We start from the raw sequence: 23,963 nt of genomic DNA, 5'->3' as shown, positions 1-23,963 counted from the left end.
GCGTCAGCGCAAGCGGTACGAGGGGTCGAGGTCGTGGACCTCGGCGGAGACGTGCAGTACGCGGCCCTCGGCCGGCTTGACGTACTCGGGTACGAGCGCGATGACGGCTTCGGTCAGCCGCGCCTTGGCCTCGTCGCCGCGCCCGGTGAGCAGGTGGATGCCGACGTGCACCAGGGCGTCGTCGGCCGCGTCGTCCCCGATCACGGTTTCCTCGGCCCGGCGCGTGCGCGTCTTGCAGGCGGCGAGCCGGGCGTCGACCGTCTCGACGACGAGGGGGTGGAGGGCCAGCGCGAAGCCCCGGCGGTCGAAGTCCTCGTCGAGGGAGGCGGAGTAGTCGACGGTGATCTGCGGCATGGTTTCACTCCTGGTCGTCGTGGTGTCGGGGCCACGATAGAGCGGGGCGCCACGGTTCGGAACAGGTGTCCGAACCGTGGCGCCCCGCACCGGTTCCTATCGTTGGGCGAACACCGCCACCGTGCGGGCCGGGACGGTGAAGGTGCCGGTGGCCGCCTCGTACGAGGACGCCTTGACCGTGGCGTCGGAGCCGTTCGCCTGGACCGGGTGGAGGGCGTAGCCCTCGCCGGACAGGGCGGAGACGGTCTGTGCCTGCTCCTTCGGCGTGGCGTTGAAGACCACGACGAGCTTCCCGAGACGCATGGTGATCACGCCGGGGGTCTCCTCCTTGCCGGAGAGGGGGAAGGAGAGCGCGGTCTGGACCTCATTGGCCGTGGACAGGCTGAAGGCCTTCTCCGTGGTGCGGAGCTTCAGCAGGTCACGGTAGGCGGCGGACGCGCCGGTGATCTGCGGGCAGCCGACCGTCAGGGACGGGGACGACAGGAGCGGCTTTCCGAAGGACCACTTGTCCTTGTTGTCGGCCGCCGGCGGCAGTCCGCGCCCGAAGCCGTTGCCGGCCCGGCAGTCCCAGTTGAGGACGTTGAACCAGTCGCCGCTGTCGTAGGAGTTGCGGTCCAGTGACTTGGAGCGGAGCAGGTCGCTGCCGGCCTGGGAGAGCGCCGGGCCCTGGGAGAGCGCGGCGGTCGCCATGGCGAGGACCTGCATCCTGGCCCGGTCGTCGGGGGACGTGGCCGCCGGGAGCTTGAAGGCGAGCGCGTCGTACAGGGTCTCGTTGTCGTGGGCGTCGGCGTAGGCGAGGGCGTCACCGGGTGCGGAGGCGTAACCGGCGGGGGCGCCGTTGTAGTCGACGTCGGAGCCCTTGACCTTCCGGCCCGAGGTGTCGGTGAAGGTGTAGGAGGCGAGGTTGCCGGAGAGGCCGACCTTGATGAGGTCCTGGTAGTGCAGGAGGCGGGCCTTCTGCTCGGCCGGGGTGCCGTTCGCCGTGGACGCGTTCGGGTCGGTGAACAGGCCGGAGGCGAAGCCCTGGACGCCGGGGTCGGCGTCGAAGGGGCCGCCGCCGCGTACGGCGTCGCGGGCGCGGTCGGAGAAGGTCGCGATGCCGGTGCCGGCCATGTTCTTCTGGGTGGCCTGGACGAAACGGGCGTCGTCGGCGATCTCCCCGAAGTTCCAGCCCTCGCCGTACAGGATGATCTTCTTGCCGTCGACGCCGTCCTTGGCGACGGTGAGCCCGTCGAGAGCCTTGCGGACCTCCAGCATGTTGGCCTTGGGGTGGTGGCCCATCAGGTCGAAGCGGAAGCCGTCGACCTTGTACTCCTTGGCCCAGGTGACGACCGAGTCGACGACGAGCTTGCCCATCATCGTGTTCTCGGGCGCGGTGTTGGCGCAGCAGGTGGAGGTGGCGACGGTGCCGTCGTCGAGGAGCCGCTGGTAGTAGCCGGGGACGATCCTGTCGAGGACGGACTTGTCCGACTGCCCGCTCGCCACGGTGTGGTTGTAGACCACGTCCATGACCGTGCGCAGCCCGGCCTCGTTCAGGCCCTGCACCATCCGGCGGAACTCGACGGTGCGGCGGGTGCCGTTCGGGTCGGAGGCGTAGGAGCCCTCGGGGACGGTGTAGTGCAGTGGGTCGTAGCCCCAGTTGAAGGCGTCCTTGGCGGCGGCCTCGGCGACGCACGCCTGCTGCTCGTCGGAGTCGGGGGCGTACGCCTTGAGGTCGCAGTCGGGGGTCGCCTGGGCGGACTTCTTCTCGGGGATGGTGCCGATGTCGAAGACGGGCAGCAGGTGGACGTACGAGGTGCCGCTCGCGGCCAGCTTCCTCAGGTGCTTCATGCCGTCCGACGTGGTGTCGGTGAAGGCGAGGTAGCCGCCGGGGTGCTTGGAGGTGCGGTCGGCGATGGAGAAGTCACGGACGTGCAGTTCCTGGATCTGCGCGTCCCGCAGCGGGGTGGCGGCGGGCTTCTTCAGGGAGGCCCAGCCCTTGGGGGCGAGCTTCGGGTCGGTGAGGTCGGTGACCAGGCTGCGGGCGGAGTCGGTGGTGAGGGCGGTGGAGTAGGGGTCGGTGACCTTGTTGGTGACGACCTTGCCGACGGTGGGCGCCCAGACCTTCACCTCGTACCGGTACGGCTTGTTCCGCCAGCTCTTGTTGCCGGTCGCCGACCAGACGCCGGTGGCCGCGTCGCGCTTCATCGCCACGCGCCGGCCGTCGAGTTCGAGGGTGACGTTCTGGGCGGTGGGCGCCCAGACGGACAGGGTGGGCGTGCCCTTGCGGAAGACCGGGCCGAGCGCCTTGGCCTGCGCCTTGGTGCCGTACAGGTCGTCCAGGACGCCCGGGATCTGGACGCCGGTGGCGGCGAGCAGGGCGCCGTTGGCGGCGCGGTGGGTGGCGATCAGCTGGCCCCGCAGGGCGGTGCGGACCCGGTCGCGGTCGCGCGGGTCGAGGGTGAAGGCGGGGTACTCCTTCAGGTGCGGGTACTTCGCCCGCTGCGCGTCGGTGAGCGTGCCCGGGTTCAGCCGCAGCCAGCGGCCCTCGTCGGACAGGGCGCCGTCGGGTGCGGTGATGGAGCCGTCCCTGTCGTACACGAGCTGGGTGCTGGTGCCGGGCGTGGCCTTGACCTTCCAGACGACGGTGTCGGCGTCGATCCACTGGGCCTCGGCCCTGGTGAGGTCGAGGGCGGGCGCGGCCCCCGTGGTGGGCAGCAGGTAGCCGGTGTCACCGGTGAGGAGCCAGACCTCCTTGCCGTAGGTGCCGAAGTCCAGGGACCGGTCGGCGGGGATGTCCTTCTCGTCGCCCTTGTGGACGATGTAGGAGAGGGACGTGGCCCCTTCGGCGAGCGGTACTTCGAAGGTGGCGCCGAAGGCGTCCTTCCTCACCGGCTGGAGCGGCTTGGACCAGTCGGTGGGGGTGGCGGCGCCGGTCCAGGTGTGCAGGCCCCAGCCGTCGTAGTTCCCGTCGGGGCGGTGGTAGTGGATGACGGCCTTGCCCTGGTCCTGCGGCGGGTAGGCGCCGTCGGGGGCCTTGTCCGCCTGGCCGTCCGCGCCCTGCTTGATCCAGACCTCGCCGGTGGCCGACAGGTCGAGGGTGCGCCGCGGGCCGTCGGTGGTGCCGTCCTTCTCGACGGTGTACGGGACGGACGTGGCACCGTCCCCGACCTTGACCCAGGCGAAGGCGCCGTACGCGTCGCGGCCGGTGAAGGCGGCGGTGGTGGCCCCCGCCTTCAGCTGCCAGCCGTCGTAGTCGCCGCCGGGGCGCTGGTAGTGGACGACGGCGTAGTCGCGGTCGACGGCGCTGGGCCTGCCGGGCTTCGGCGCCTGTCCGGCGGTGGTGGTGGCGAGGGCACTGGCGGTGCGGCCGGTGCTGTCGACGACGACGGCCTTGTAGCGCAGGGCCGTTCCCTCGGGGGCCGTGACGGTGTGGGTGACCTTGTAGGGGGCGTGGTCGGCCGAGCCGAGGGTCTGCCACGCGCCGTCGCCGGTCTGGGCGGCGAAGACGACCCGGTTCAGTGCGCCGCCGTCGACGTCCGCCGTGATCTCGACGGTGCCGGTGGCTCCGGCGGCCGGGGCCTTGAGGTCGATGGTGGGTGCGGCGGCCGGGGCCGGGACGGGCTTGCCCGCCTTGAGGACGACGGTGGAGAGGGCGGGGACGGTCAGCTTCAGCTTGTCGCCGCCGGTGACGGTGCCCGTGCCGCCGTACAGGTACCGGAAGGCCGTGTCCGGGGAGTCGGTCGCGAGCTCCACCGTCCTCGGGGAGGTGGCGTTGTTGGCGGCGACGACGTATTCGGTGCGCTTGGTGGCGTCCGTGCGGGAGAAGGCGTACACGCCCTGGCCGTTGTCGGCGTGCCGCTCGGTCTGGATGCCGTCGCGCAGGGCCGGGTGGGCCTTGGTCAGGCGGGAGAGGGCGGCGATGGAGCGGTAGAGGGAGTGGCCGGTGTCGTACGCGTCGGTGGCGTGCGTGCGGCCGGTGCCGAGCTGATCGTCGTCGAGGTAGTCGGGGGTCTTCGACGCGAACAGGGTCTGGCGGGCGTCCTTGTCGCCGCCCGCGCCGGTGAAGCCCTGCTCGTCGCCGTAGTAGACGACCGGGTTGCCGCGGCTGAGGAACATCAGCTCGTTGGCGAGCCGGTAGCGGTCCAGCAGTTCCTCGTCGTCGGCCTGGGCGTTGTCCTGCTTCAGGAAGGTGCCGAAGCGGCCCATGTCGTGGTTGCCGAGGAAGGACACCGACTCGTAGGCGTTGGCCTTGTCGGTGGTGTAGCGGTAGTCCTGTGCGAACAGTTCGGAGAGCTTGGTCGCGGGGCCGCTCTGGGAGGCGTACCGGCGGGCGGCGTCCTGGAAGGGGAAGTCGAGGGTGGCGTCGAGCCTGCCCCGGGTGACGTAGGGGGCGGTGACGGCCGGGTCGGCGGAGTACACCTCGCCGAACATGAAGAAGTCGTCACGGCCGCGCTTGGCGGCGTACGCGTCGAGAGCGGTGGCCCACTGGGGCCAGAAATCCGAGTTGACGTGCTTGACCGTGTCGATGCGGAAGCCGTCGATGTCGAAGTCGCGCACCCAGCGCTGGTAGATCTTCTCCATGCCCGCGACGACCTCGGGGCGCTCGGTCCACAGGTCGTCCAGGCCGGCGAAGTCGCCCTGGGTGGAGGACTCGCCGGCGAAGGTCGAGTCGCCCCGGTTGTGGTACATCGCCGGGTCGTTGAGCCAGGAGGGCACCTTGAGGTTCTTCTTGGCGTCGGGGACGACCGGGGTGCGCGGGAAGGAGTCGCGGTCCGTCCTGGGGAACGGCTTGGTGCCGTCGGCGTAGTCCGCGTCGTCGAACGGGACGCCGTCCTTGGTGAGGTAGGGGAAGGCGCCCTTGGAGAGGTAACTGTAGGACTTCTCCTTGTAGTCGACGACGTCGGCGGTGTGGTTGGTGATGACGTCGAAGAAGACCTTCATGCCCTTGGCGTGGGCCTTGTCGATGAGCTTCTCGAGGTCGGCGTTGGTGCCGAAGTGGGGGTCGACCTGGGTGAAGTCGGTGATCCAGTAGCCGTGGTAGCCGGCCGAGGCGTCCTTGCCCTCGCCCTGGACGGGCTGGTTCTTGAAGATCGGCGCCATCCAGATGGCCGTGGTGCCCAGGCCCTTGATGTAGTCGAGCTTGTCGGTGAGCCCCTTGAGGTCGCCGCCCTGGTAGAAGCCCTTGTCGGCGGGGTCGTAGCCAGTGGCGAGACGCGTCCCGGTCAGTCCGCCGCGGTCGTTCTTCGGGTCGCCGTTGGCGAACCGGTCGGGCAGGACGAAGTAGAACTGCTCGCGGGTCAGGTCGTGCCGGGCGGGCTCACTCGCGAGCGCCCTGTCGGACGGCGGGGCGGGCGGTCTGGGCGCGGCGGTCGCCGGCAGGGCCGGGACGAGGGCCGCGACCGTAGCCGCCGCGAGGGCGGCCGCGGTTCTGCGCGGGGCGCGCGCGACGCGCGGCAGGGGTCGGGGGCGTATCAAGGCCGGATCTCCTCGAAGAGGGTTACGCGGACGGGGTGCGTGCCGCCCCGGGCCGGGAGGGCGCGGGGCGGCTGGCGGTGTGGACGTGCCGGGGGTTGGCCCGGGTGCTTCGGTGCTTCGGTGCTTCGGTGCTTCGGTGCTTCGGTGCTTCGGTGCTTCGGTGCTTCGAGGCTCCGGTGCTTCGAGGCTCCGGGCTCCTGGGCCCGGGTGCTTCGAGGCTTCGGGCTCCTGGGCTCCGGGGCCCGGGTGCTCCGGCGGCGCGGCGGCTCCGGGCCGCCGGGGCGAGTGCGGACCGCCGGACCGCCGGAGCGGGCGCGGACCGCGGGGGCGGCGCGGCGCCCGGGGTCAGGAGCGGAACGTGTCGTTCAGGCTGACCGTCCCGGAGGCAGGGACGGTGGCGGTGCGGTTGGCCCCCGACTCCCAGGTGACGTTCCCCGAGGCGTCCTTGCGGATGTACTTGTACTCGAAGGACGTGCCCGCGGGGAGCGCCACGTCGAGCTTCCAGACCGGGTAGGCCGCCGGGTCCAGCTTCGGCGCGCTGCCGGTGTTCCAGTTGCCGAGGGCGGACTGGTTCCCGGTGACGTAGATGTTCTGGCCCGGGTCGGTGGTGGCGTTGACGGAGAAGGACGCGCCGGTGGTGGCGGACGGCGGGGTCGTGGAGCCGGCCCCGCACGTGCGCGCCCCGGCGTGCAGCGCGACGGCCGTGCCCGCGCCGAGGGTGGCCGTGAACTGGCCGGATCCGTTGACCGTGACGGGCCGGTCGCTCTGCACGTCGCAGTAGTCGCCGGCGGGCAGCGACGTCTGGAACGTACGGGTGAGGGAGGACGTCTCGTGGTTGATGGCGACGTACGCCTTCGTGCCGCGCCCGAAGGCGATCCGGTCGCCGCCGTTGTCCCACCAGTTCGTGACGCCCTGACCGCGGGCCACGTTCCGGAAGGCGACCATGGAGGCGATCTCGCGCCAGGCGTGCTGGCACTTCCAGCCGTCGCTGTAGCAGGCGCTCACGTTCCCGCCGCTGGGCGGACCGGCGTCCTTGTCGGTCCACTCGTAGCCGGAGTGGACGTCCGGGGAGCCGTACGGCCAGGCCAGCATGAAGACGCCGGCGAGCGTGTAGGCGGAGCCGTTCTTGTAGTTCAGGGTGTCGCCGACGCGCTCGGTGTCGTGGTTGTCGACGAAGACGGCGGACTTGCCGGACTCCATGTAGCCCCAGCCCTCGCCGAAGTTCTTGAGGGCGGCGAGGTTCTCGCTCTGGAACACGCGCTTGAGGTCGCGGGCGTAGCGGAACTCCTGGACGTCGCCGGTGCCGAGGTACTCGCCGGGCGAGACCGCCTCGCCGGCTCCGTGTATCGCTTCCTGCTTCCAGTACGCGCCCGGGTTGGTGAGCTTGGCCTTGATGGCGGCGAGGTCGTTCGCCGGCATGTGCTTGGCGGCGTCGATGCGGAAGCCGTCGACTCCGAGCGACAGCAGGTCGTTCATATAGCCGGCGATCTTGGTGCGGACGTACTCCTCACCGGTGTCCAGGTCGGCGAGGCCGACGAGTTCGCAGTTCTGGACGTTGGCGCGGTCCTGGTAGTTGGTGACCTGCGCGGTGCAGTCGTTCATGTCGGGCGAGGAGTACAGGCCCGGGTAGCCGTACTTGGTGTACGACGAGCCGCCGGTGCCGGTGCCGTCGCCCGCCGCCATGTGGTTGATGACGGTGTCGACGACGACCTTGACGCCCGCGCCGTGGCAGGTGTTCACCATGGACTGGAAGGCCGCCCGGTCGCCCAGACGGCCGGCGATCCGGTAGCTGACGGGCTGGTACGAGGTCCACCACTGGGCGCCCCGGATGTGCTCCTGCGGCGGGGAGACCTGGACGTACCCGTACCCGGCCGGGCCGAGCGTGTCGGTGCACGCCTTGGCCACCGAGGCGAAGTTCCACTCGAACATCACGGCGGTGACGTCCTTGTCGCCGGGCGGGGCGGCCTCGGCGGGTGTGGGGGGCGCCGTGACGGCCACAGCGGCTCCCGCCACGAGGGCGAGCGCGGCGGCCACGGTCTTTCTGGCCATGTTTCCTCCTGGGGAATGGGAGGTGCGGTTGCGACGATGCAGCCTCGTACGGCAACGCGCCATGCCCGCAAGGCCCTGTGAATCTTCTTGCTGCAAGAAAGCAGCAATACTTTTCGGTCGTGACCGTACGAGCCCCCCGCGACGCGGTCAACCCTTTCGACACACGTGGTTCACGTGAGGGAAATCCGCCCGGTCCATCCCTGCAAGACCTTTCGCAAGCACTTGCAGTGGTGTTACGTTCAATCACGACTCCGGTCCGGTCGGCCGGGGGTCCCCGTACCCCGGGGCCCCACGCGCCCGGCCGGCCGGGCCGGGCACGCCGGACCGGACCCCGACCGGGGACCGGACGGCGTCACGAGCCGGGAGGCCCGGGGCCGATGAAGACCCCGCCACGCCCGATCACGGGCAGGCCCCGGGCCCTCTCACTGACTCACCTGCGCTGGGCGGTGGACCCCCGTACCACCAGCTCCGGCTGAAAGACGAACTCCGTCCTCCCCCAGCTGCCGCTGGGAGGCGCCCCCAGCACCGGATTGCCGTCGATCTCCTCCAGCAGCGCGTCCACCGCCGCCGTCGCCATCGCCTGCACCGGCTGGCGCACCGTCGTCAGCGGCGGGTCCGTGAACGCGATCAGCGGCGAGTCGTCGAAGCCGACCACCGACACGTCCCGGGGCACGTCGAGCCCTCGCGCGCGCACCGCCCGTACGGCGCCGAGCGCCATCAGGTCGCTGGCGCACACGATCCCCGTACAGCCCTGGTCCAGCAGCGTCCCGGCCGCCGCGTGGCCGCCCTCGACCCCGAACAGGGTCTGCTGGACTCGCTGTTCCGCCTCCTCGACACCGGCCCCGAGCAGGGCGCGCAACGCCTCCGTGAACCCCTCCGCCTTGCGCCGCGAGGGGACGTACCGGGTCGGCCCGATGGCCAGCCCGATCCGCTCGTGCCCCAGCTCGACGAGGTGCCGCACCGCCATGCGGGCGGCCGAGCGGTCGTCGGGCGAGACGAAATGGGCGTCGATGTGCTCGTTGAAGCCGTTGATGAGCACGAACGGCACGCCCCGGGCCGCCAGCTTGAGGTACCGGGACGGGTCGGCGCTCGTGTCGGCGTGCAGCCCGGAGAGGAACACGATGCCGGTGACGCCGCGCTCCTCCAGCTGCTCGACCAGCTCGTCCTCGGTGGCGCCGCCCGGCATCTGGGTGCACAGCACGGGCGTGTAGCCGTGCCCGGCCAGCACCTGCTCGATGACCTGGGCGAACGCGGGGAAGATCGGGTTGGTCAACTCCGGGATGACCAGGCCCACCAGGCCGGCGCTGCGCCGCTTGAGCCGCACCGGCCGCTCGTAGCCGAGCACGTCGAGGGCGGCCAGCACACGGGTCCTGGTCGGCCCGGCGACGCCCGCCTTGCCGTTCAGGACCCGGCTGACCGTGGCCTCGCTGACGCCGGCCTGCGCGGCGATGTCCGCGAGCCGCGGGGCGCCCCCTCCTCCGTCGCCCCGCGACTCGGTCCGTGCGTCGCCGCGAGGCGACAGGATCGTCACACCGCCCACCAGACGGTGGTGTCGGCGGGCAGCTCCGCGGTGCCGTCCACGCTGGTGCGCACCTGCTCGCTGGCGAGCAGCATCCGGCCGGGCACCGCTATCCGCACGGCGCGCCCCGTGGTGTTGGCGTGGCACACGAAGCCGCCGCGCCGGAAGGCCAGCACGCCCTCGGGCGCGTCCAGCCACTCCACGCCGTCGCCCGCGCCCAGCCCGGGCTGCTCGCGGCGCACGGCCAGCGCGCTGCGGTACAGCTCCAGGGTGGAACCGGGGTCCCCGGTCTGGGCCTCGACGCTCAGCGCCCCCCAGGCGGCCGGCTGGGGCAGCCAGCTGCCGCCGCTGCCGAAGCCGTACGAGGATCCCTCGACCGTCCACGGGATCGGCACCCGGCAGCCGTCGCGGAAGCCGTCCTGGCCGGTGGCCCGGAAGAACGACGGGTCCTGGCGCACCTCGTCGGGCAGCTCCGTGACGTCCGGCAGGCCGAGCTCCTCGCCCTGGTAGACGTACGCGGAGCCGGGCAGCGCCAGCATCAGCAGCGTGGCCGCCCGCGCCCGGCGCAGCCCGAGTTCGCGGTCGCCGGGCGTGCGCAGCTGGGTGCCGAGGCCGGGCGGGTTGGCGAACCGGGTGGCGTGCCGGGTCACGTCGTGGTTGGACAGCACCCAGGTGGTGGGGGCGCCCACGGGCCGCATCGCGGCGAGCGAGGCGTCGATGACCCGGCGCAGCTCGGCGGCGTCCCAGTAGGTGCCCAGGTACTGGAAGTTGAACGCCTGGTGCATCTCGTCGGGGCGTACGTAGTTGGCGGTGCGCTCGACGGTCGGGGTCCAGGCCTCGGCGACGAGGACGCGCTCCCCGTCGTACTCCTCCAGGACCTCTCGCCAGCTGCGGTAGATCTCGTGGACGCCGTCCTGGTCGAAGAACGGCATGACGTCGTTGCCGAGCAGCTTGAGCTGGTCGTGGGCGCCGATGTCGGGCAGGCCGGCCGCCTTGACCAGGCCGTGGGCGACGTCGACGCGGAAGCCGTCGACGCCCATGTCGAGCCAGAAGCGGAGGATGGAGCGGAACTCGTCGCGTACGGCGGGGTGTTCCCAGTTGAAGTCGGGCTGCTCGGGCGCGAAGAGGTGCAGGTACCACTCGCCGTCCTCGACGCGCGTCCACGCCGGGCCGCCGAAGATGGACTCCCAGTCGTTCGGCGGCTGGGAGCCGTCGGCGCCCTTGCCCGCGCGGAAGTGGTAGCGGTCGCGCAGCGGCGACCCGGGGCCCTCGCGCAGCGCGCGCTGGAACCACTCGTGCTGGTCGGACGAGTGGTTGGGCACCAGGTCGACGATGACGCGCAGTCCCAGCCCGTGGGCCTCGCGGATCAGCGCGTCGGCGTCGAGGAGGTTGCCGAACATGGGGTCGATGGCGCGGTAGTCGGCGACGTCGTACCCGGCGTCGGCCTGCGGCGAGGCGTAGAAGGGGCTGAGCCAGACGGCGTCGACGCCGAGGTCCTTCAGGTACGGCAGCCGGCTGCGGATGCCTTCCAGGTCGCCCATGCCGTCGCCGTTGCCGTCGGCGAAGCTGCGCGGATAGACCTGGTAGATCACCGCGTCTCTCCACCAGCCCGTGTGCGTGCCGGTGGCGGGGGCGGCGGGGGCAGCGAGATGCTGGGTCATGTCTTCCCTGGAGTGGAGGAGTGGAGCGGCCGCCGGCCCGGGAAAAGGCCGGGCCGGCGCCGCGGACCGGGATACGGAGGGCGTCGGACGACGCGCGGCCCGCCCCCCGCGCGGGCCGTGGCCGGCGCGCGGGGAGGGCGTGACGCGCGGTCCGCCGTCGCCCCTACGACTTGGTGGCGCCGGCCGTCAGGCCGGAGACCAGGTGGCGCTGGACGAGGCCGAAGACGACCGCGGCGGGCGCGGCGATCAGTACGGCCGCGGCGGTCAGCGAACCCCAGTCGGCCGTGTACTGGTTCACGAAGGTCTGCAGACCGCCGGCGAGGGTGAGGTTCTCCTCACCCGTCATGAACGCGGACGCGTAGGCGACCTCGCCCCAGCCGGTGATGAACGTGTAGAACGCGGTGACGGCCAGGCCGGGCTTGGCGAGCGGCATGATCAGCCGCCAGAAGGTCCCGAACGGGCTGAGGCCGTCGACCCGGCCCGCCTCGTCGATCTCGGCGGGGATCCCGTCGAAGTACCCCTTCATCATCCAGGCGCAGAACGGCACGGCGACGGTGAGGTACGTGATGATCAGGCCGACCGGCTGGTTCAGCATGCCCAGCGAGGCCAGCAGGTTGTACAGCGGCACGATCAGGACCGCGACCGGGAACATCTGGGTGATCAGCAGCAACCACATCAGGGGCCGCAGGCCCGGGAAGCGGAAGCGGCTGACGGCGTAGCCGGTGGTGGCGGAGATGAAGACGCCGATGACGGTGGTGACGCCCACGACCACCAGCGAGTTGCCGAACCAGGCCAGGAACTGGGTGTCGGAGATGACGTGGCCGTAGTTGCCCAGGGTGAAGTTCTTGACCAACGAGGTGTCGAAGGCGTCGGTCTTCGGCTTGAACGACGTGACCACCAGCCACAGCGGCGGGAAGACCGCGGCGAGGGTGGCGACGAGCAGCGTCAGGTGGAGCGCCGCGGAGGCGAGCGGGGAACGCTCGCCACGGGGCCGTACCTTGCGCGTCGGAGCGGTCTGCGTGTCGGTGCTCACCACATGTCTCCCTGCTTGCGGAGCGCGCGGCGGTAGACCACCGCGAACAGCGACAGGAGCGCCAGGATCAGCACGCCCCAGGCCGCCGATCCCGCGAAGTCGCGCGGGCTGACGACGAACGAGAGCCGGTAGGCGTACGTCACCAGGATCTCGGTGGCGTCGCCCGGCCCGCCCCGGGTGAGCAGGAAGATCACCGGGAACATGTTGAAGGTCCAGATGGAGCTGAGCAGGATCACCGTGCCGGAGACCGGCCGCAGACCCGGCAGCGTGATGTGGCGGAACCGCTGCCAGGCGGTCGCACCGTCCATCTCGGCGGCCTCGTACAGCTCGCCGGGGATGGACTGGAGGCCGCCCAGCATGGCGACGAGCATGAACGGCACGCCCAGCCAGACGTTGACGGCGATGACGGAGACCTTCGCCCAGGTGGGGTCGTTCAGCCAGGAGATCGCGTCGATGCCGCCGCCGGTGAGGAGCTGGTTGAACAGGCCGCTGCGCTCGTTGAACAGCAACCGCCAGGTGAAGACGGAGACGAAGGCGGGGACGGCCCACGGCAGGATGAGGGCCATGCGGTAGAACGTGCGGCCCCTGAGCTTGCGGTTGAGCATGTTGGCCAGGGCGAGGCCGAGGGTGAAGGACAGGGCGACACAGCTGACGGTCCACACCACGGTCCAGCCGAGCCGGTCCCAGAACACGTCGTCGGTGAGGACGGCCTTGTAGTTCTCGAGGCCGACGAACTCGTACGTCGCCGGGATGTGGTTGACGCCGATCGTGCGCTCGACGTTGGCCTCGTTGGCGTCCGTCAGCGACAGGTAGATGCCGCGCACCAGCGGGTAACCGATGATCACGCCGATCACGGCCACCACCGGAGCGATCATGCTCCAGGCGTACCAGTGGGTGCTCAGCGCTCTGCGCAGGCGGCCCGGCCCCGGGGACCGAGGGGTGTTGTCAGTGCGGTGGCCGCGGCCGCGGGCGCTCCTGGCGCCCGCGGCCTTCGCCACCGACTGGCTGGTCTCGACAGCCATTGGTCGGTCAGCCCTTCCCACTGCTTACTTGTAGTCCTTGAGCATCTTGCGGTAGGCGTCGCCCGTCTCCTGGGCGGCCTTCTCCGGGCTGGTCTTGCCGCCCAGGACGTTGGCCATCTGGAGGCGGATCGGCTCGAAGAGGGCGTTGCCCTGCGGGATCCACGGACGCTCGACTGCCCTGTCGACGGCGGGCTTGAAGAACTGGACCATCTCGTTGCCCGAGACGCTCGGCTTCGTGTACACGGAGAGGCGGGTGGGCAGCAGGCTGAGCTTCTCGGTGGTCTGCTGCTGCACCTGGGCCGAGCTCATGTACTTGGCGAACTCGTAGGAGGCGTCGAGGTTCTTGGACCCGGCGTAGACCGACAGGTTCCAGCCGCCCTGCGGGGAGCCCTGTCCGGCGCTGCCGGCCGGGACGGGCGCGATGCCCAGGTTCTTCGGGTCCTTGAACTCGGCACCGGCGCGCGAGTCGGCGATGGCCCACGGGCCGTTGAGCATCATGGCGACCTTGCCGGACTTGAACGCGTTCTGCATGTTGTTCCAGCCGTCGGAGGCGTCGGTGATCGCCGCCTTCGAGTCGACCAGGTCCTTGATGGTCTTGTACGCCTTGACGCCCGACGGGTCGTCGATGGTGATCTTCTTGCTCTTGGCGTCGACCATGTCGCCGCCCTCGCCGTACAGGAAGGGCAGGAACCAGTACGGGTCGTCACCGCGCAGGTAGAGGCCGGTCTTGCCGGGCCACTTCTTGCTGATCTTGGCCGACGCGTCCTTCAGCGCCTCCAGGGTGGTGGGGACCTCGGCGCCGGCCTCCTTGAGCATCCGCTTGTTGTAGAAGAGCGCCATGGTGTCGATGACCTGCGGGACCGCGTAGGTCTTGTTGTCGAACTTGGTGCTCGCGGCGGCCTGCGGCAGCCAGTCGCCCTGGTTCTCGATGGCGCGGGTGCCGTCGAGCGGGGCGAGGTAGCCGAGGCTGGCGAAGTCGGCGACCCAGGCGACCTCGGTGCGCATCACGTCGGGGGCGCCCGAGTTGCCGCCGGCCGCGTTCTTGAACTTGGCGTTGGCCTCGCCGAAGGGCACGCTGACGTACTTGACCTTGACCTTGGGGTGCAGCTTGGTGAAGCCCTCGGCCAGGGACTGGTACGTCGCCTTCTCGGCCTCGTTCGAGGTGTCCCAGAAGGTGACGGTGCCGGTCAGCTCGCCGGAGCTGTTGGTCCCGCCCTGCTTGTCGCCGTCGCCTCCGCACGCCGCCGTCGTCAGACCGAGGGCCGCGACCAGCGCGGTGGCCGCTATGCCACGCCGCATGTGAACTCCTTCAACTGATCCCGGGAAGACGAAGGCGGATCACATGTCCGGATCTCGTGCCTCCTGCAGACCGCTCCCTCGCGGCGCGCCGGGTTGCCAGGAACGTAACAGGGATGAAAACGCGCCGAAAGACCTTGCGGGAAATTTCTGCAAGGCGGGCTGATCGTTACATCCACGTGTCCCTACGGTTGCCGACGCATCGCTTGACAGGGGCGGTGCGGCGGGCTTGCGCGGCTCCGCAGGCCTCTGCAAGCCTTTTCGTAAAGACTTGCAGGACCGTTTCATTACCGCCCCCACCTCGTTAGATGTACGTAGCCCCCATCCCGGCCCACCGAGAGGGACACCGCACATGGCCCACGAGCTGACCTCGTCCGTCCAGGCGCCGGAGGACCCGCGCCGTGCAAGCTGCCGTGCAAGCTCTTCCAGCGAGCGCCCGGGATGGTGGCGCGACGCCGTCATCTACCAGGTGTACGTCAGGTCCTTCGCCGACAGCGACGGCGACGGCATCGGCGACCTGCGCGGGGCCCGCGAGCGGCTCCCGCACCTGGCCCGCCTGGGCGCGGACGCGGTGTGGCTCACCCCCTTCTACGCCTCGCCCCAGGCCGACGGCGGCTACGACGTGGCCGACTACCGCGCCGTCGACCCCGTCTTCGGGGACCTCGCGGACGCGGACGACCTGGTGCGCACGGCCCACGACCTGGGACTGCGGGTGATCGTCGACATCGTGCCGAACCACACGTCCGACCGGCACCCGTGGTTCCGCGAGGCGCTCGCCGGCGCTGGCCGCGAGCGCTACCACTTCCGCCCCGGCAAGGGGCCGGACGGCGCGCTGCCGCCCAACGACTGGGAGTCCGTCTTCGGCGGCCCCGCCTGGACGCGCGCGCCCGACGGTGACTGGTACCTGCACCTGTTCGCGCCCGAGCAGCCGGACCTGAACTGGGACAACGAGGAGGTCAGGGCCGAGTTCGACTCCGTGCTCCGGTTCTGGCTGGATCTCGGGGTCGACGGGTTCCGTGTCGACGTCGCGCACGGCATGGTCAAGGCGCCCGGGATGCCCGATATCGGGCACGGGGAGCAGGCGCGGCTGATCGGCGCCCAGCAGCTGCCCTTCTTCGACCAGGACGGCGTGCACGAGATCCACCGCGCCTGGCGGCGGCTCCTCGACACGTACGAGGGCGAGCGCATCGCCGTCGCCGAGGCGTGGGCGCCGTCGGCGGAGCGGCTGGCGCTGTACGTACGCCCCGACGAGCTGCACCAGGCGTTCAACTTCCAGTTCCTGAACTGCCCCTGGGACGCGGCCGCGCTGCGGCGGGTCATCGACGACTCGCTGCGGGCCACCACGTCCGTGGGCGCGCCGACCACGTGGGTGCTGTCCAACCACGACGTGGTCCGCCACACCACCCGGTACGGCGAGGGCGCCACCGGGCTGCGCCGGGCGCGGGCGGCGGCGCTGCTGATGCTGGCGCTGCCCGGTTCGGCGTACGTCTACCAGGGCGAGGAGCTGGGGCTGCCCGAGGTCACCGAGCTGCCCGACGAGGTACGCCAGGACCCGGCGTTCCTCCGGGGCGAGGGCCAGGACGGGCTGCGCGACGGGTGCCGGGTGCCGATCCCGTGGACGGCCGACGGGCCCTCGTACGGCTTCGGCCCCGGGGGCAGCTGGCTCCCGCAGCCCCCCTCGTGGCGCGGGTTGTCGGTCGAGGCCCAGACCGGCGACCCGGACTCGACGCTGGAGCTGTACCGCGCCGCCCTCGCGACGCGCCGCGAGCACCCGGCGCTCGGCGCGGGCGACGCGGTGGAGTGGCTGCCCGCGCCCGACGGGGTGCTGGCCTTCCGCCGCCGCGCGCGGGGCACGGGTACCGGCCCGTGGCAGGGCGACCTGGTGTGCACGGTCAACCTCACCGACCACCCGGTGGCCCTGCGCGCCCCGGGGAGCCGGGTGCTGCTGGCGAGTACGCCGGCACCCGCGTCACCCGCCGACGGCACGGTGGCCGTCCCACCGCCCGCCGCCCCCGGGACCGCCACCACCCCCGGGACCACCACCGCGGATGCCGCCGCCACCGGCGGTGCCGTACCCGCCGGGGGCGGTGCCCGCGACGGTGCCGGGCAGCCCGGCGGGTGCGCCGGCCCGGAGCTCAAAGTGCCGCCGCCCGCGCGGGAGTCGGCGGTCGGAGCGGGCCCCGGCGACGGCGGACAGACCGTCCTCCTCGCCGCCGAGTCCTGCGTCTGGTGGGCAAGCTGACGTGCGGCCGGTACAGTCGCATCCCATGACCGCGCGGCTAGCCGACATCGCAGCCCAGGCGGGGGTCAGCGAAGCCACAGTCAGCCGCGTGCTCAACGGCAAGCCCGGTGTGGCGGCGGCCACCCGTCAGTCAGTGCTGGCCGCCCTCGACGTGCTCGGCTACGAACGTCCCGTACGGCTGCGCCAGCGCAGCGCCGGACTGGTCGGGCTGATAACCCCCGAGCTGGACAACCCCATCTTCCCGGCCCTGGCCCAGGTCATCGGCCAGGCCCTGACCCGCCAGGGCTACACCCCCGTCCTCGCCACCCAGACCCCCGGCGGCTCCACCGAGGACGAACTCACCGAGATGCTCGTCGAGCGCGGCGTCTCCGGCATCATCTTCGTCTCCGGACTGCACGCCGACACCACCGCCGACATGACGCGCTACGACCAGCTGCGCGGCCAGGGTGTCCCGTACGTGCTCATCAACGGCTTCTCCCCCAAGGTGCAGGCGCCGTTCGTCTCCCCCGACGACCGGGCGGCGATGCAGCTCGCCGTCACCCACCTCGCCGCCCTCGGGCACGCCCGGATCGGCCTCGCGGTCGGCCCGAAGCGGTTCGTGCCCGTCCTCCGCAAGATCGAGGGCTTCCGGCTCGGTATGCAGGCCCGGCTGGGACTGGCGCCGGACCAGTGCGAGGAACTCGTCCAGCACTCGCTCTACACCCTTGAGGGCGGGCAGGCCGCCGCGACGGCGCTGATCGACCGGGGCTGCACCGCCGTCGTCTGCGCCAGCGACATGATGGCACTGGGTGCCATACGCGCCGCCCGGCAGAAGGGCCTGCACGTCCCCCGTGATGTCTCCGTGGTCGGTTTCGACGACTCCCCCCTCATAGCCTTCACCGACCCGCCGCTGACCACCATCCGCCAGCCGGTCCAGGCGATGGGCCAGGCAGCGGTGAGGGCCCTGCTGGAGGAGATCGGCGGCACCCCCGCCCCCCACAGCGAGTTCGTCTTCATGCCCGAACTGGTCGTCCGCGGTTCCACCGCCTCCGGCCCACAGGGCCAGCGGTCCGCCGAAAGGCCATCCTCCGAAAGGCGTAGCGCTGGCGATGAGGACCCGACTGACGGATGATCGACCGAGTAGACCTTTCTGGCAGACTCTTGGCCCATGGGTGACACGACTGTGAGGACACTGGAAGGCCGTGAGGCCCCGGCACCACCGGTGGATTCACCCATCGCTCGGGTCCCGGCCCGCGTGGCGGACGACCGGACCCTGTGGCAGCGGGTGCGCGCCCCGCGCCACCCCCGCATCTGGTTCGAGATCCTGCTGATCGCGGTGAGCTACTGGACGTACTCGCTGATCCGCAACGCCGTGCCGGAGCAGAAGGCCGAGGCGCTGCGCAACGCCGACTGGATCTGGCGGGCGGAGCAGTCCCTCGGCATCGCCGTCGAGAAGACCGTGAACCACGCCGTCGACTCGGTGACGTGGCTGATCGTGGGGATGAACTACTACTACGCCACGCTGCACTTCATCGTCACCATCGGTGTCCTGGTGTGGCTGTACCGGTGGCATCCGGGCCGGTACGCCGCCACCCGCCTGGTGCTCTTCTCCACCACCGGCGTCGCCCTGCTCGGCTACTACCTGTATCCGCTGGCCCCGCCGCGCCTGATGACCTCCGAGAAGTTCATCGACACCGTGCTGGTGCACCACACCTGGGGGTCCATGGCGTCGGGCGACCTGAAGAACATGTCCAACCAGTACGCCGCCATGCCGTCCATGCACATCGGGTGGTCGCTCTGGTGCGGCCTGACCATCTTCGCCCTGGCCCAGGCGCCCTGGGGCAAGATCCTGGGCCTGCTCTACCCCACCCTCACCCTCGTGGTCATCGTCGCCACCGCCAACCACTTCTGGCTGGACGCGGTGGGCGGCATGATCTGCCTGGCGTTCGGCTACGCGCTGGCGTACGCCTGGTACGGCAGCATGCCGCACCGGCTGGCGCGCCACGTGGTGCGGCGGGCGGACCCGCCGCTGTCGCTGACGGCACCCCGCTGAAGTACAGCGCTGACGGCACCGCGCTGGTGGCGGCCGTGGCCCGGGGCAGCCATCCGGACGGATCGTCCGGCATCGGCGCGGAGAGCCGGCGCGCGGCGGGTCGGCACGCGGGCACGGGTCGGCGCGCGGCGGTGGACGTCCGCCTCCGGGCCCGTCGCTACGTGCCGTAGAACAGCTCCTCCACCACCGCCCGCGCCCGCCGCGTCGTACGCCGGTAGTCCTCGACCATCTCGCCGGCGTGCCCGGGGCCGTAGCCGAGGTACCGTCCGACGGCCGCCAGCTCGCGGGTCTCCGACGGGAAGGTGTCGCCGGCCCGGCCTCGTACCAGCATCACGCCGTTGCGGACCCGGGTCGCCAGCACCCAGGCCTCGTCCAGCGTCCGGGCGTCCTGCTCGCCGATCAGACCCGCGTCCCGGGCGGCGGCCAGGGCACGGCGGGTGCGGGTGGTGCGCAGGCCCGGCACCTCGTGGCCGTGACGCATCTGGAGGAGCTGCACGGTCCACTCGACGTCCGACAGCCCGCCCCGTCCCAGCTTGGTGTGGAGGGCGGGGTCGGCGCCGCGCGGGAGGCGTTCGGTCTCCATCCGGGCCTTCAGGCGCCGGATCTCGCGCACGGCGGCGTCGTCCAGGCCACGCGCGGGGTAGCGCAGCGGATCGGCCAGTTCGATGAACCGGCGTCCGAGGTCCGGGTCGCCGGCCATCGGCTCGGCGCGCAGCAGCGCCTGGCTCTCCCAGCCCAGCGACCAGCGGCGGTAGTAGGCCTCGTACGACTTGAGGGTACGCGTCAGGGGCCCGCTCTTGCCCTCGGGACGCAGGTCGGCGTCGATGAGCAGCGGCGGATCGGCGGTGGGGAGCTGGAGCAGCCGGCGCATCTCGGTGACCACCGCGTTGGCGGCCCGCGCGGCCTCCTGCTCGTCGACGCCGTCGCGCGGCTCGTGGACGAACAGCACGTCGGCGTCGGAGCCGTAGCCCAGCTCGTGGCCGCCGAAGCGGCCCATACCGATCACGGCGAAGCGGGTGGGCAGAGTGTCGCCCCACTGCTCGCGCACGGCCGCGCGCAGGGCGCCCGCGATGGTCGCCGCGTTCAGGTCGGTGACGGCCTGGCCCACCCGGTCCACGAGGGCGCCGGGGTCGGCCTCGGCGGGGCTCTCCTCGGTGCCGTACGAGCCGATGATGTCGGAGGCGGCCGTACGGAACAGCTCCCGGCGCCGTACGCCACGGGCCACGGCGACCGCCAGTTCGGCGTCCTGCGCGCGGCCGACCGCCGCGAGGATCTCCGGCTCCAGGTGCTCGCGGCCGCGCGGCCGCAGGCCCTCGGGCGCGCCGAGGATCGCCACCGCCTCCGGAGCGCGCAGCAGCAGGTCAGGGGCGAGGCGCCCGGCGGACAGCACCCGCGCGAGGTTCTCCGCCGCCGCGCCCTCGTCCCGCAGCAGCCGCAGGTACCAGGGGGTCTTCCCCAGCGCGTCCGACACCTTGCGGAACCCCAGCAGCCCGGCGTCCGGGTCCGCCGAGTCGGCGAACCAGCCGAGCAGCACCGGCAGCAGCGTCCGCTGGATCGCCGCCTTCCTGGTGACCCCCGACGACAGGGCCTCCAGGTGCCGCAGGGCGGCGGCGGGGTCGGCGTACCCCAGCGCCTCCAGCCGCTGCCCGGCGGCCTTGGCGCTCAGCCGCGTCTCGCCCGGCGTGAGCTGGGCCGCGGCGTCCAGCAGCGGCCGGTAGAACAGCTTCTCGTGCAGCCGCCGCACCACCGCCGCGTGCCGCCGCCACTCCCGGTTCAGGGCGGCGACCGGATCGGTGCGCAGGCCCATGGACCGGCCCAGCCGCCGCAGGTCCTCCTCGCCCTCCGGGACGAGGTGGGTGCGCCGCAGCCGGAACAGCTGGATGCGGTGCTCCATCGCCCGCAGGAAGCGGTACGCCTCGTCGAGCTGGGCGGCGTCGGCGCGCCCCACGTAGCCGCCCGCCGCCAGCGCCTTGAGCGCCTCCAGGGTGGTGCCGCTGTGCAGGGTGGCGTCGCTGCGCCCGTGCACCAGCTGCAACAGCTGCACCGCGAACTCGACGTCCCTGAGCCCGCCGGGCCCGAGCTTCAGCTCCCGGTCGACATGGGCGACGGGGATGTTGTCCACCACGCGCCGGCGCATCTTCTGTACGTCGGCGACGAAGTTCTCCCGCTCGGCGGCCTGCCACACCAGGGGTGAGACGGCCTCGACGTACGCGGCGCCCAGCCGCGCGTCCCCGGCCACCGGGCGGGCCTTGAGCAGGGCCTGGAACTCCCACGTCTTGGCCCAGCGCTGGTAGTAGGCGAGGTGGCTCGACAGGGTGCGCACGAGGGGGCCGTTCCTGCCCTCGGGCCGCAGATTGGCGTCGACCGGCCAGATGGTGCCCTCCACCGTCGGCTCGGAGCAGATGCGCATCAGGTGGGAGGCCAGCCGGGTCGCGGCCTGCAGCGCCTTGCCCTCGTCGGCGCCGTCGACGGGCTCGCCGACGAAGATGACGTCCACGTCGGACACGTAGTTCAGCTCGTTGCCGCCGCACTTGCCCATCGCGATCACCGCGAGGCGGCAGAGCGCCGCGTCCTCCGGGGCGGCCGCGCTCGCCAGGGCGAGGGCCTTGCGCAGGGTGGCCGTGGCGAGGTCGGCCAGCTCGGCGGCGGTCTGGGAGACATCGGTGGTGCCGCACACGTCTCGGGCGGCTATGGCCAGCAGGCAGCGGCGGTAGGCCACGCGCAGCGACACGGGATCGGTCGCCCCGGCCAGCCCCCGCTCGAAGTCCGCGACGCCGGGGTGCAGGTCGGTCGACTCGTACGTGACGAGCGCCTCCCAGTCGCGCGGGTGCCGGGCCAGGTGGTCGGCGAGCGCCTCGGAGGCGCCGAGCACGCCGAGCAGCCGGTCGCGCAGCGGTTTGGCGCTCAGGACGGTGCCGAGCAGCTGCCGGCCGTCGTCGCCCTGGGCCTCGGTCAGCCGGACGAGCCCGCGCAGCGCGAGGTCGGGGTCGGCGGTGGCGCCGAGCGCGTCGAGGAGGACCGGGTCGCCGCGCACGGTGGACAGCGCGGGGAGCCCGAGGAGCCGCTCGGCGGCGGAGGGGTCGGTGAAGCCGTACCGCAGCAGTCGGGTGAAGGTACTGCTCCTGCGCCCCGGCCCGGTCATCCGCGGTCTCCCCACTCCTTGTGGCCCGGTTCACCTCCGGGGCGCCCTTCGCGTCCGCCGACGGGGCTCGTGCTCCCGCCCGGCTCACTCGCCTTCGCGTGCCTCCGAGCCTATCGGCCCCCGGCACCGCCCGTCAGGCCCCGGCCAGGCGCCGGGAGGGCACCAGGCCCCCGCACCGCCCGCACCACCCGCACCCGCCTCCACCCCGCACCGCCCCCGCCGGGCGGTCCGTCCCGCGCGGGCCCCACGGGCGTGAGGCACCCCACACGCAAGCGGGTCAACCGGACGGCGGCACGGCCCCTCTTCCCTGCCGGTCCGACACCACTCCACCCGCTCACGGAAGCCGCCGCCCATGCCCCGCCCCGCCCTGCCCTCCTTCCGCCGCGGCCTGTTCCTGGCCGCGCCGATCGCCGTGCTGGTCGGCATCACGGGCGGGACGCTGGCGGTCACCGCCGGGTCGTCGGACGCGTCCGACGTGCCGAGCCGGGGTGTGCCCGAGGCGGCGGCGGTGAAGCCGGTCCGGACGAGCGGGGAGGCGGTCGTGCAGATCATGGCCCACCCGGACGACGACCTGTTCTTCATGAACCCGGACACCGGCCAGTCCATAGCCTCCGGCCACAGCCTCACCTCCGTCTACCTCACCGCCGGCGAGTCCGACGGCCGCAACGCCCGCCGCCAGGACCCCGCGCCGCGCGCCGACAAGGCGGCGTACGCGGAGGCCCGGCAGAACGGCATACGCGCCGCTTACGCCGAGATGGCCACCGGCAACCGCACCAGCCCCTGGGACCGCACCTCCATCGCCACCGCCGGCGGCGGCCGGGCCGAGCTGGACACGCTGCGCGCCAAGCCGCGGATCAGCCTGGTCTGGCTCCAGTTGCGCGAGGCGGGCAGCATCTCCGGCGACCGGCCGCACAGCCTGCACGGCCTGTGGGACGGCCGGGTGAAGCGCCTGGAGTCGCAGCTCGCCGCCGGTTCGCCGGTCCGCGACGGCTTCGCGTACACCAGGGACGAGACCGTCGAGACGCTCACCGGTGTCCTGGACCGCTTCAAGCCCACCTTCGTACGGATGATGGACCCGACGCCGGGCATGAACGACCGGGCCGGCAAGCTCTCCGACCACCAGGACCACATGTACGGCGCCCGGTTCGCACAGGCCGCGCTCGCCCGGTACGCGGAGAAGCCGGACCGGCCCCCCTTCGCCGTACAGAACTACCTCGGTTACTCGACCGGCGGCATGCCGCACGTGCTGGACGCGCGCGCCACGGGGGCGAAGCTGCGGACGCTGAAGACGTACGCGTGGTGGGACCACACCGACTACTGCGAGGACCCGGCGGGCTGCGGCGACCGCAAGGTGGCGGCCCGTCCCGCCGGGCACGGCTGGGCGCAGTCGATCCGCTACGCCCGGGGCGGCTCGGCCTCCTGGGTGCGGCAGGGCCCGGGGAAGGGCGAGCTGTACGCGTTCTCCGTGCTCGACGGCCGCCTGGCGGTGTGGCACAAGGACGGCGCCGCGCCGTGGACGGGGCCGGTCCTGCGGCCGGGTGCCGGTCTGGACGCCGGGGTGACGTCGGTGCGGCTGCCGGACGGCCGGATCGCGGTGTTCGGCACGCGGACCGAACTGGACGGGGAGTACCGCCGCGAGGTCGTGACGACCGTGCAGTCGGTGCCGGGCGGGGAGTTCGGCGCGTGGCGCTCGCTGGGGACGCCGGAGCGGGACGACGAGGCGGCGACCTCCGACATCAGCCTGCCGGCGGTGCTGGTGGACCGGGCGGGACTGATGACGGTGTACGTCCGCGACGGCCGCCACTCCCTGAGCGTGAGCGCGCAGCGGGCGGACGGCGGCTGGGGGCCGTGGCGGCCGGCCGGCGGGCGGGACCTGCGGGGCGACCCGGTGGCGGCGACGGACGCGGCGGGCCGCGGGTACGTGTTCGCGGGCACGCCCAAGACGGTGCTGGCGTGGACGCGGGCCGCTCGGGGCGGGCCGGTGACCGGGCCGACGGCGACGGGCCTGCCGGCGACCACGGTGGCGCTGAGCGCCGCGCCGGACGGTGCCGACGGGGTGCGGCTGTGGTTCCGCAAGCCCGCCTCCGGTGACGTCCGCTCGGCCCGCTTCGCCGGGAGCGGCCACGCCTCGCCGGTGCTGGACGCGCCGGGCGGGG

General features: G+C 72.2%; 13 protein-coding genes. 4 read left to right on the top strand and 9 right to left on the bottom strand.

Annotation, left to right across the window (positions count from 1 at the left end; genetic code table 11):
* Nucleotides 1–3 precede the first annotated feature (3 nt).
* From ABD347_RS11620 to ABD347_RS11585, 8 genes are all read right to left on the bottom strand, one after another.
* Nucleotides 4–354 (bottom strand): 5-carboxymethyl-2-hydroxymuconate Delta-isomerase, encoded by a 351-nt coding sequence (locus tag ABD347_RS11620; protein ID WP_344359894.1) that lies wholly within the window; start codon nucleotides 352–354, stop codon nucleotides 4–6.
* A 96-nt stretch (nucleotides 355–450) separates the two neighbouring features.
* Nucleotides 451–5,811, bottom strand: a complete 5,361-nt coding sequence (gene pulA, locus ABD347_RS11615) for a pullulanase-type alpha-1,6-glucosidase (protein WP_425575627.1) — start codon at nucleotides 5,809–5,811, stop codon at nucleotides 451–453.
* 345 nt (nucleotides 5,812–6,156) lie between these two features.
* Nucleotides 6,157–7,860 carry a carbohydrate-binding module family 20 domain-containing protein gene (locus ABD347_RS11610; RefSeq protein WP_344359892.1) on the bottom strand — a complete coding sequence of 568 codons (1,704 nt, stop codon included), beginning with the start codon at nucleotides 7,858–7,860 and terminating at the stop codon, nucleotides 6,157–6,159.
* 430 nt (nucleotides 7,861–8,290) lie between these two features.
* A complete protein-coding gene (locus tag ABD347_RS11605; protein WP_425575626.1) occupies nucleotides 8,291–9,400 on the bottom strand; it encodes a LacI family DNA-binding transcriptional regulator in 1,110 nt (369 codons plus the stop codon).
* Nucleotides 9,388–11,040 (bottom strand): glycoside hydrolase family 13 protein, encoded by a 1,653-nt coding sequence (locus ABD347_RS11600; protein ID WP_344359890.1) that lies wholly within the window; start codon nucleotides 11,038–11,040, stop codon nucleotides 9,388–9,390. Before ABD347_RS11600 ends, ABD347_RS11605 begins: the two co-directional genes overlap by 13 nt.
* A gap of 163 nt (nucleotides 11,041–11,203) precedes the next feature.
* A complete protein-coding gene (locus tag ABD347_RS11595) occupies nucleotides 11,204–12,073 on the bottom strand; it encodes a sugar ABC transporter permease (protein ID WP_344359888.1) in 870 nt (289 codons plus the stop codon).
* Nucleotides 12,070–13,095 (bottom strand): carbohydrate ABC transporter permease, encoded by a 1,026-nt coding sequence (locus tag ABD347_RS11590; protein WP_344359886.1) that lies wholly within the window; start codon nucleotides 13,093–13,095, stop codon nucleotides 12,070–12,072. The genes ABD347_RS11595 and ABD347_RS11590 overlap by 4 nt, the downstream gene beginning before the upstream one ends.
* Nucleotides 13,096–13,119: 24 nt before the next feature.
* On the bottom strand, nucleotides 13,120–14,394 hold the full coding sequence (locus ABD347_RS11585) for an extracellular solute-binding protein (RefSeq protein WP_344359884.1): 1,275 nt from the start codon (nucleotides 14,392–14,394) through the stop codon (nucleotides 13,120–13,122).
* Nucleotides 14,395–14,743: 349 nt separating this feature from the next.
* Between ABD347_RS11585 and ABD347_RS11580 the strand changes: the two genes are divergently transcribed.
* From ABD347_RS11580 to ABD347_RS11570, 3 genes are read left to right on the top strand one after another with little or no spacing between them, the layout of a single operon-like run.
* Nucleotides 14,744–16,633 (top strand): glycoside hydrolase family 13 protein, encoded by a 1,890-nt coding sequence (locus tag ABD347_RS11580; RefSeq protein WP_344359882.1) that lies wholly within the window; start codon nucleotides 14,744–14,746, stop codon nucleotides 16,631–16,633.
* Nucleotides 16,634–16,658: 25 nt separating this feature from the next.
* A complete protein-coding gene (locus ABD347_RS11575) occupies nucleotides 16,659–17,744 on the top strand; it encodes a LacI family DNA-binding transcriptional regulator (protein WP_344359880.1) in 1,086 nt (361 codons plus the stop codon).
* A gap of 36 nt (nucleotides 17,745–17,780) precedes the next feature.
* A complete protein-coding gene (locus ABD347_RS11570; protein ID WP_344359878.1) occupies nucleotides 17,781–18,665 on the top strand; it encodes a phosphatase PAP2 family protein in 885 nt (294 codons plus the stop codon).
* Nucleotides 18,666–18,822: 157 nt separating this feature from the next.
* Here the strand turns inward: ABD347_RS11570 and ABD347_RS11565 are convergent, their stop codons facing one another.
* Nucleotides 18,823–21,807, bottom strand: a complete 2,985-nt coding sequence (locus ABD347_RS11565; protein WP_344359876.1) for a bifunctional [glutamine synthetase] adenylyltransferase/[glutamine synthetase]-adenylyl-L-tyrosine phosphorylase — start codon at nucleotides 21,805–21,807, stop codon at nucleotides 18,823–18,825.
* A 352-nt stretch (nucleotides 21,808–22,159) separates the two neighbouring features.
* Here ABD347_RS11565 and ABD347_RS11560 point away from each other — a divergent pair.
* The coding region (locus tag ABD347_RS11560; RefSeq protein ID WP_344359873.1) for a PIG-L family deacetylase at nucleotides 22,160–23,963 on the top strand (1,804 nt) is incomplete at its 3' end.

This window comes from Streptomyces gobitricini (assembly GCF_039532985.1).
Taxonomy (GTDB): domain Bacteria; phylum Actinomycetota; class Actinomycetes; order Streptomycetales; family Streptomycetaceae; genus Streptomyces; species Streptomyces gobitricini.
Note: the sequence above shows the minus strand (reverse complement) of the source record. Positions and strands in the feature narration are given on the sequence as shown.

Coding starts and splice junctions, on each gene's coding strand:
- ABD347_RS11620 (WP_344359894.1), bottom strand. CDS start 354: ATGCCGCAGATCACCGTCGACTACTCCGCCTCCCTCGACGAGGACTTC.
- ABD347_RS11610 (WP_344359892.1), bottom strand. CDS start 7,860: ATGGCCAGAAAGACCGTGGCCGCCGCGCTCGCCCTCGTGGCGGGAGCC.
- ABD347_RS11600 (WP_344359890.1), bottom strand. CDS start 11,040: ATGACCCAGCATCTCGCTGCCCCCGCCGCCCCCGCCACCGGCACGCAC.
- ABD347_RS11590 (WP_344359886.1), bottom strand. CDS start 13,095: ATGGCTGTCGAGACCAGCCAGTCGGTGGCGAAGGCCGCGGGCGCCAGG.
- ABD347_RS11585 (WP_344359884.1), bottom strand. CDS start 14,394: ATGCGGCGTGGCATAGCGGCCACCGCGCTGGTCGCGGCCCTCGGTCTG.
- ABD347_RS11580 (WP_344359882.1), top strand. CDS start 14,744: ATGGCCCACGAGCTGACCTCGTCCGTCCAGGCGCCGGAGGACCCGCGC.
- ABD347_RS11575 (WP_344359880.1), top strand. CDS start 16,659: ATGACCGCGCGGCTAGCCGACATCGCAGCCCAGGCGGGGGTCAGCGAA.
- ABD347_RS11570 (WP_344359878.1), top strand. CDS start 17,781: ATGGGTGACACGACTGTGAGGACACTGGAAGGCCGTGAGGCCCCGGCA.
- ABD347_RS11565 (WP_344359876.1), bottom strand. CDS start 21,807: ATGACCGGGCCGGGGCGCAGGAGCAGTACCTTCACCCGACTGCTGCGG.